Origin of the sequence: Corynebacterium sp. HMSC036E10, from assembly GCF_001836265.1 — a bacterium.
GTDB lineage: Bacteria > Actinomycetota > Actinomycetes > Mycobacteriales > Mycobacteriaceae > Corynebacterium > Corynebacterium coyleae.
The window spans coordinates 10634-18625 of record NZ_KV827990.1 but is presented as its reverse complement, the minus strand read 5'-3'; the positions used below and the strand labels follow the sequence as shown (position 1 = coordinate 18625).

Sequence of the window (7992 nt, the reverse complement as noted above, 5' to 3'; positions counted from 1 at the left end):
AATAGCCATCCGCCCATTCCACCCGCACGCTGTCCAAAAAGTGTGTGGACATCGTGTCCAATAAGTGATTGGACTCCTTGTCCAATAAGTCACGAGACATGACACGGCACAACTAGACGATCTCGCCGCTACCGAACATCATGTGCAATATCACCTGGGAAAACTTCGAACCCGAATGCTGATCGTCTAGTAGGGAGCCTAGCCGAGCTAGACGATCAGCAAAACGAACAGCAAAAAGCCCCGGTTAGGAACATTCCCAACCGGGGCGAAAGCCAGGGGCGAACGCCAGGGGCGAAAGCCAGGGGCTAAACCCCTATACAGGTTTTACTTGTTGTCTTCGACGACGCCGTCGGTCTCGAAGCGCTCCTTGCGTACCTCTTCAGAGACGCGCTCGGTGTCGCGGACGGTGTCCTTCTCCAGGGAAACCTTCTCTACCGGGACGGATTCCTTGGATACGGTGACGCGGTCCTCGTGAAGCGTGACGGATGCTTCCTGCTCGCCGATGTTGCCGTCGTAGTTTGCGCGGTCTGCGTCGGTGATCGGCTCGCGTACGATGCGGACTTCCTCGCGCTCGACCGGGACCTCGACGGTTTCGGTCTCCTCGACGACGTACTTACGCAGGCTGACCTGGCCGGATTCGACGCGGTCCTTGGAGACGTTGAGCTGCTCCTCGGAGCGGATCAGTTCGCCGTCGACGTCGGTGGTGCGGTCTGCGGCAGCGGCGCGCTCATTATCGACGACACCACGCTCACCGGCACCAGCACCAGCACCCGCGGCACCAGCACCCGCAGCACCAGCAGCACCGACACCGGCACCAGCAGCGGCGTGCTTACCGGTCTCGTAGGTGGTCACGTCCTCGGTGGTCTCCAGGCCGTAGTGGCGGTAGAAGGCGTCCTGGTCCTGGGTGGTCAGGTGGCCGTTTTCGTCGAGATCCGGTGCGTCCTCGATGCGGTCCTTGGAGAATGCGAGGTGCAGTTCGCCGTCGCGAAGCGTGTGGCCGCGCAGTGGGACGATGGAGTCGCCGCCACCGAAGAGGCCGTGGCTAACGGAGACGAAGTCTGGCTGGCCGGTGGAGTCGTTGACGTAGACGTCCTTGACGCCGCCGACCTTGTCGCCGTTGACGTCGTATGCGGTTGCGTTTGCAAGATCCTCGATGCGGTTGAGGTTAGTCATTGTTGTTTCTCCTTTTGATTTGTTGTTGCGAGAACGATTCCGACCGTAACGACGATCAACCGTTCTGGCAGCGGACCCAACCTGAGCCTCGAAAAGTAGAACGGGTGTTCGAGCGACAAACGCAGCAAGTTCAGGTAGTCCCATGGAAACCGCCAACAGCCAGCGGAAACGAAAATCTGAAAGGTGGCAAAACGTTCAGCGAAATGAACGCAATGTGTCAGTTAGGTAACAGCGAGCTACCAATCGCATAGAGAAAACGCGAAATGTGAAGTCCGCCAGAGCGTGAATATAATTCCTGAAACTATGCCGAACGAACCGCCTGAATGTCGCGCAGGTGGCGGTAGAAGGTGACGCGGGAGACGGGTCGGGGGCGCAGGTGGTCGTCGATACGCACTGCGATCTCATTGCCACCGGATTGCAGGGCGCGACCGGTGAGGGTGCGGCTGCCGTCGAGGCGTGCGACGGGCTGGCGGCGTAGGAAGCGGCGGGTGGGTACGAGTGGGCTGGTGAAGGGGGCGGCGGCGATGCCGGGCGCGTCGACGGTGGGCACGAGGCGTGCGCCGTATTCGACGCCGGGGTGGACCAGCACGTCCGAGTCGACGACGACTTCGCCGTAGTAGGGCGTGGCGCCGTCGTCAGTAAAGAGCTCCGCGGATCCTGCAACGACCTCGCCGAAGTCGGTGCGGATGCAGGGGACGGGTCGCACGGGCCCGCCTGCAGCAAGATCCGCAGACTCCGCGCCCCAGAGCACTGCCGCGGCCGATTGCGGATCCGCGGGCACGTACCCGACCTCCACCCACATACAATCCGCGCGCATCAGGCGGGTGAGCACGAGCCCGAGGGCACGGTCGCTGCCGGACACCACAACACGCAACGGCTCAGAGGGTTGCTGTGGCGCAAACGTGGGCGCGCCGAGGTGGTCGACGGCGGGGTTTTTCTGGATCTCGTCAAGCGACGGGGTGGGATCCGAGGGGAGCACTTCGCGCGCGATGGCGTCGAGAAACTTGAGGTCGCGCTGGGTGGGGTGCGCGGGGAGTTGGAACGTTTCTGCGCCCGGAATTGAGGGTTCGGGGGACGCGCCGCATGCGCAGTGGATGAGCCGCATGGCGCTCACGGTACAATATGCCCGTTCATACGCCATATTTAAGGAGTGCGTGATGTCCGCCATCATCATCGTGGGCGCCCAGTGGGGCGACGAGGGCAAAGGCAAAGCAACTGACATTCTCGGCGGTCGGGTCGACTACGTGGTTAAGCCCAACGGCGGTAATAACGCTGGGCACACGGTGGTTGTCGGTGGGGAGAAGTACGAGCTGAAGTTGCTGCCCGCCGGCGTCCTGTCCGAAAACGCTACCCCGATTCTGGGCAACGGTGTGGTGGTGAACCTTGAGGCGTTGTTCGAGGAGATTGACGGCCTTGAGGCGCGCGGTGCGAATGCGTCGCGGTTGAAGATCAGCGCGAATGCGCATTTGGTGGCGCCGTATCACCAGCAGTTGGATCGTGTGCAGGAGCGTTTCTTGGGCAAGCGCGCGATTGGAACGACGGGTCGCGGCATCGGCCCGACCTACGCCGACAAGGTCGCTCGCGTGGGCCTGCGCGTGCAGGACGTTTTCGACGAGTCCATCCTGCGCCAGAAGATCGAGTCTGCGCTCGATGTGAAGAACCAGATGCTGGTCAAGATGTATAACCGTCGCGCGATTTCGGTCGAGGAGACGATGGATTACTTCGGTCGTTACGCGGAGCGCCTCGAGTCGATGGTGATTGATGCGGAGCGCATGCTTAACGACGCCCTCTCTGCCGGCAAGCACGTCCTCATGGAGGGTGGTCAGGCCACCATGTTGGACGTGGACCACGGCACTTACCCGTTCGTGACGTCCTCGAACCCGACCGCCGGCGGCGCGTGCGTGGGTGCGGGTATCGGCCCGACTCGCATCACGGGCGTGCTGGGCATTATCAAGGCGTACACCACCCGCGTGGGTGCGGGCCCGTTCCCGACGGAACTGTTTGACAAGTGGGGCGAGTTCCTGCAGGTCACCGGCGGTGAGGTCGGCGTGAACACCGGCCGCGTGCGCCGCACCGGCTGGTACGACAGCGTGATCGCGCGCTACGCCTCCCGCGTCAACGGCTTTACGGACCTGTTCCTGACCAAGCTCGATGTGCTCACCGGCATCGGGGAGATCCCGATCTGTGTGGCCTACGACGTGGACGGCAAGCGTTTCGACGAAATGCCGATGACCCAGACCGACTTCCACCACGCAACGCCGATCTACGAGACGATGCCCGCCTGGGACGAGGACATCACCGGCTGCCGCACCTTTGAGGAGCTGCCACAGAAGGCCCAGGATTACGTGCTGCGCCTTGAGGAGCTCTCCGGCGCGCCGATCTCCTACATCGGTGTCGGCCCGGGCCGCGACCAGACCATCGTGCGCCACGACATCATGGAGCGGTAGGGGAAGTGGCACAGAGCGGACGTGATCTGGCCGATTATGTTGCCGCTGCCAGCCAAGAATGTAGCGTCACTGACCATCGGTTGTGCAACGGGCTACGGACTTGTGAAACACTAAGTGAGTTACTCGTTTCCTCGGCTGATCACTCAGAGGGCGTAGGGGCAGATTATGTGCACCTCCCGGGTGAGCCAACGAGCTGCTGGACGACTGCGCGGCTCCTTCGGCTTGTCTCGGACAATCTGCGGCGATTGAACGTCCCAGACAGGTTGCGTCGTGATACTCAAATCACGTCCGCACTTGGCAAGTTGGCCGATCGCGGTCTGTCCGCCGATGCGATCATCCGAACTGGATTCGGGCCGATGTTGATCGATTTTGTCCTTGAAGGAGCGTTAGCGTGCCGGCAGCTCGTGCTGGAAAAAGAACGCGGGAGTGATGAACTGCTTCTGGGAGAATGGGCTGATCTTCTTATTGCAAGTCCAGAGCTTCAAGGCGTAGCAGCAGGAGACCGGAGCTTGGCCCGAGCTAGGGCGATGAATGGGTCTTTTGTTCGGGAGGTGCAACGTTGGCTTCAAGAGGCGCCTATTGCGCATCTCGTTGGGTGGCGTTACTCAACAGACCAGTCTCTTGCCGATGATGAGGATCTGTTTTTGCTCAATGGCCGTGACGCAACGGTTTGGGTATGTGAGCGGTTTACAAAAACGTATCTAGACGAGTGGGCTAGTGAGTCCCTGCTGTGGGAGCTGACTTTCATAACGAAGCCCGGTGCGGTTCAGGGATTAGCCCAATTTGACGTTGGTCTTCTGGAGGAACGCAGAGTCTCTTTGTTTGATGTAACCCAAGAGCTCGCTAGGCGCGCGACTTCACAAATTGCGCCCTATCAGCGGGGGCCATTGGCTGAGCTGGAGAAAGCACAGAAATCCGTAATTGCCGCATTAGACAAAGGTGACGTGGACCAGGCGGTCAACCTGGCAAGTGAAAACATAAACCTGTTTCCTAATGAGCCAGAGGTGAAGAGAAACTTCGGGTTCTGCATTATTGGAGAAAACCCGGAGCGCGCCTTGGAGACGTTGAAGCTCTACCAACCGGTAGAGGAGGGGTCGCTGGTCAGCACGCTCAATCATTTCAATCTCGTCGCCGCTTCATACCGCTGCAATAGGGATGCGCCACTAGAGAGTATCCAGTTTCTGATTGATGCTTTGCCCGCCGGTATGCCGACGGGATCGATGTGGTTGTGGGAGCCTGAAACCCTGAGGGATACGCCTACCGTTGTGCCGATTGAGTTGGAAGCGTGGAGGCGCCGCATGCTAAGAGTTCTGGGCTTGTTGGATCAGTGATTCCACCGGCAGGAGGAGATGGAGCGGTTCTCCTGGCATTTCATGAAAGTTAGCGTTATGGAGGTAGAACTGTTTTGCGCTTTCATCGTGTGCGTGGATGAGGATCGCTGCCGCACCGATTATCTCCGCTGCGGCGATCGCGCGTCTAAACATGTCCTGTAATAGGGATTTGCCTAGTTGTCTGCCTTGAGCGCGCGAATCGACAGCGAACCGCCCCAGAAGGATGATCGGAACATCCTTGGGACGGTTGTTGCGGAATCGCTTGGGCAGGGCATCTCGGCTGACTCCGCCCGATGCGAGAGCGTAGTAACCAACTACCTTGTCGTTAAGCGTTGTCACGTAGGTGACAGAATTGTTGGCGCGTTGGTTTTTCCAAGCGTTTTCTTTGAGCCACTTGTCTAGGCTTTCCACCCCGCAGGAGAAACCTGCAACATCATCTTCCTTTTCGATCGTTCGCGGAGGTTGGATGATGTCCCTAGTCAAGGTGGAACTCCTTTCCGAAGACGGAGTCGGATGCGAGAAGGCGCGCTAGTTTCGTGCCGTCGACGGGGGTATCGAGGGCTTTCTCGAATTTGGCGAAGTCTTCGTCGCTCAATTCGAACCAACGGCGATCGGCAAGAATCTTTTCCGCTTCGATCATTGCGCTGCCGAGCACGAAATCGGACACCGGAACATCCTGGGCTTCGGCGGCACTTCGTAGCGTCTCGTCCTGGACCTCTGTTGTCCTGAGGTGAAGTCGCTTAACTTTTGGCTGAGTCATAGGGACCACTGTCCTTACTTTTGTGTGGTGAGGTCTTCAAGCAACGTGTAGAACCTGTGCGCACAATGTACGCCACGCTGCCTCGCGCCTCAAGTTGAGGGGTGAGAACGTGCGTTGATGGCACTATGTGATCGTCACCAACCCCACCGTCAGCAAGCGACCCTATGCAAAAACTCACAACCTAAGAAAAAGGGGATTGCGGTGCGGGTTTTGCCATGTGGAGCGGTGCGAACGCTTTGAAGAAGCTTAAAGAATTAAAAGCATTATCAAGTGAAAGAAACAAAATATTACGGACACTTGTCTAACTCCTTACGCTCGGCTATGTCGTCTCTGTGTGACAGGTGTCAAATTCAGCGTACAAAGAGATGCACGTATCTAACCGAAGGATCATTTTCGAGGGAAGGAATTTCGGTGAAGAAGAACTACATTTCCCGCCGCCGCGGCACTTCCATTGCCGCAGCCGCGCTGTCGTTTGCGTTGGTTGCGCCATTCGCACAGCCGGTTGCGTTCGCGCAGGAGGAAGCAACCTTCGCTGACCAGGCTCCGGAAGCGCAGGGGGACGCTCAGGATCAGATCATTGATGCGGACATGATTGCCAGCGGTCGTGTCACCAAGGCCGCCAACCTGACTGATGCACACGGTGTTGGTAAGGGCTTGATCTCAGGCCACGTCTACATGGCCACCCCTGGCGGTAACCCGGGTGCTGCGTATGACAACGGCAACGTGAAGCTGGACGGCATCACCGTCTATGCGCAGTTCCGTGACAAGGATGGTTCGTACTCGCCGATCTTCAAGGCGCAGACGCACACGCTGCCTGACGTAGTCGGCGGCAACGGTGGTCAGGGTACGTTTGCGTTCGGTACTGGCGATAAGGGCATTACCTGGACGGACAAGCTTGGCCGTGAGCACACGTGGTCTGCCCGTACGGACCAGAAGCACCGCATCTGGGTTGAGCCGTTTACCAACGAGCGTGGCAACAACGTTGTCATGTTCCGCCAGGCCAACGGTTTCGTCCCTGGCTCATTCAACGGCGTGGTCGAAGGGCCGCTGGGTTCTTTCGTCGCAGCAGACGGCAACATCCAGCTCATGGCCGCATTCCTGCAGGAAGTCCCGCCAAGCCACAAGGAAAGCTGGATGGCCGCCAAGGGCGACAAGCTCGTCGAGGACCCGGAAGGCCCGATCGATGCAGCAGCGACTCAGTTGAACGAATCCAATGTGCTTTCCGGCCGTGTGTGGCTCGAGACTGGTGGTCCGGATAAAGGCATCGTGGCTACCGGCCCGTCGAAGAATGTTATTGACGAAGCAGCAGATGGATACACCGTTTATGCTTCCACCTTGACCAAGGATGGTGCCGCGGCTAACCAGGTTCTGCACGAGCAGTACAAGGACGATCCGGGCAAGTTGGCCGAAGAGACCAAGAAGATGCTTGAGGATAACCCCGAGTACATCCTCAAGACGGTCTATGGCAAGACCGATCCTGATGGGTACTACTCGCTGCGTTTTGGCGAGCTTACGGATGCAAGTCAGACCAACGAGGATTCTCTTAACCCCGACCACGTGTTCGTTTGGGTTGAAAACAGGGATGGTGTGGTGCAGAACGGCTATACCGGCTTCCACACCCCGATCTTCCAGAAGTACAACGACGGCGGTAACTTCCGTGCATCAGCTGTCCCAGCTAGGAACGTCACTGTAACTTCCCGGATTGAGGACCAGGGCAAGCCTCGCTACGGCAAGCAAATTAACTCGATCTACAACGTTAACTACGCGGTCATGCCGTACACCCCGGTGTCGATCACGGCTGATTACAACGCGACGGATAAGCCGGCTGCACCTGGCGTCACGGTGACGCCGGAATTCCACGGCAACCTGTCCACGCTGCCGTCGAAGGTGGAGTGGCGCGACGCTAAGGGCAAGGTCCTCAAGACGTGCGACCTCGACCAGTCCAAGGGTATCAAGGCCCAGGTCGCAGCGTGCACCTTCGACATCCCGGATGATGCGAAGAAGGGCGACTTCTTCAACGTGGTCCTGGTCTCTGGCGGCAATGATGTTTCCGCATGGACCGTGCTGGTCACCCGCGACGCGGACGAGTACACCCCGTCCTATGAGGACAAGCTCGTTGTCCCGGGCGAGGAGACGAAGTCTGCTCCGACCTTTACCAAGGTCGACGAGGATGGCAACGAGACCGAGGAGAAGGTCGACGCTCCGGAGGGCTCCAAGTTTGCGATTCCGCAGGACTTCAAGGCTCCCGAGGGCTACGTGGTCACTATCGACGAGAACACCG

General features: G+C 58.9%; 6 protein-coding genes and 1 pseudogene. 3 read left to right on the top strand and 4 right to left on the bottom strand.

Features of this window, described 5'->3' with window-relative positions:
- Positions 1-324: 324 nt before the first annotated feature.
- Both HMPREF2736_RS09260 and HMPREF2736_RS09255 read right to left on the bottom strand, forming a co-directional pair.
- Positions 325-1173: a PRC and DUF2382 domain-containing protein gene (locus HMPREF2736_RS09260; protein WP_070829477.1), complete on the bottom strand. Its 849-nt coding sequence runs from the start codon at positions 1171-1173 to the stop codon at positions 325-327.
- A 301-nt stretch (positions 1174-1474) separates the two neighbouring features.
- On the bottom strand, positions 1475-2278 hold the full coding sequence (locus HMPREF2736_RS09255; protein WP_083284777.1) for a hypothetical protein: 804 nt from the start codon (positions 2276-2278) through the stop codon (positions 1475-1477).
- 52 nt (positions 2279-2330) lie between these two features.
- Here HMPREF2736_RS09255 and HMPREF2736_RS09250 point away from each other — a divergent pair, with 52 nt between their 5' ends.
- Together HMPREF2736_RS09250 and HMPREF2736_RS09245 are read left to right on the top strand one after the other, a co-directional pair.
- Positions 2331-3620 (top strand): adenylosuccinate synthase, encoded by a 1290-nt coding sequence (locus HMPREF2736_RS09250; RefSeq protein ID WP_070829476.1) that lies wholly within the window; start codon positions 2331-2333, stop codon positions 3618-3620.
- Positions 3621-3865: 245 nt separating this feature from the next.
- A complete protein-coding gene (locus HMPREF2736_RS09245; protein ID WP_141739371.1) occupies positions 3866-4951 on the top strand; it encodes a hypothetical protein in 1086 nt (361 codons plus the stop codon).
- On the opposite strand, the gene HMPREF2736_RS09240 is transcribed toward HMPREF2736_RS09245, so the two are convergent.
- Positions 4922-5434, bottom strand: a complete 513-nt coding sequence (locus tag HMPREF2736_RS09240) for a GNAT family N-acetyltransferase (RefSeq protein WP_070422117.1) — start codon at positions 5432-5434, stop codon at positions 4922-4924. The genes HMPREF2736_RS09245 and HMPREF2736_RS09240 overlap by 30 nt on opposite strands.
- Positions 5427-5711: a type II toxin-antitoxin system TacA family antitoxin gene (locus HMPREF2736_RS09235; protein ID WP_070422119.1), complete on the bottom strand. Its 285-nt coding sequence runs from the start codon at positions 5709-5711 to the stop codon at positions 5427-5429. The genes HMPREF2736_RS09240 and HMPREF2736_RS09235 overlap by 8 nt, the downstream gene beginning before the upstream one ends.
- A gap of 411 nt (positions 5712-6122) precedes the next feature.
- Between HMPREF2736_RS09235 and HMPREF2736_RS12430 the strand changes: the two are divergent.
- A pseudogene (locus HMPREF2736_RS12430) lies at positions 6123-7992 on the top strand (hypothetical protein); the annotation flags it as partial.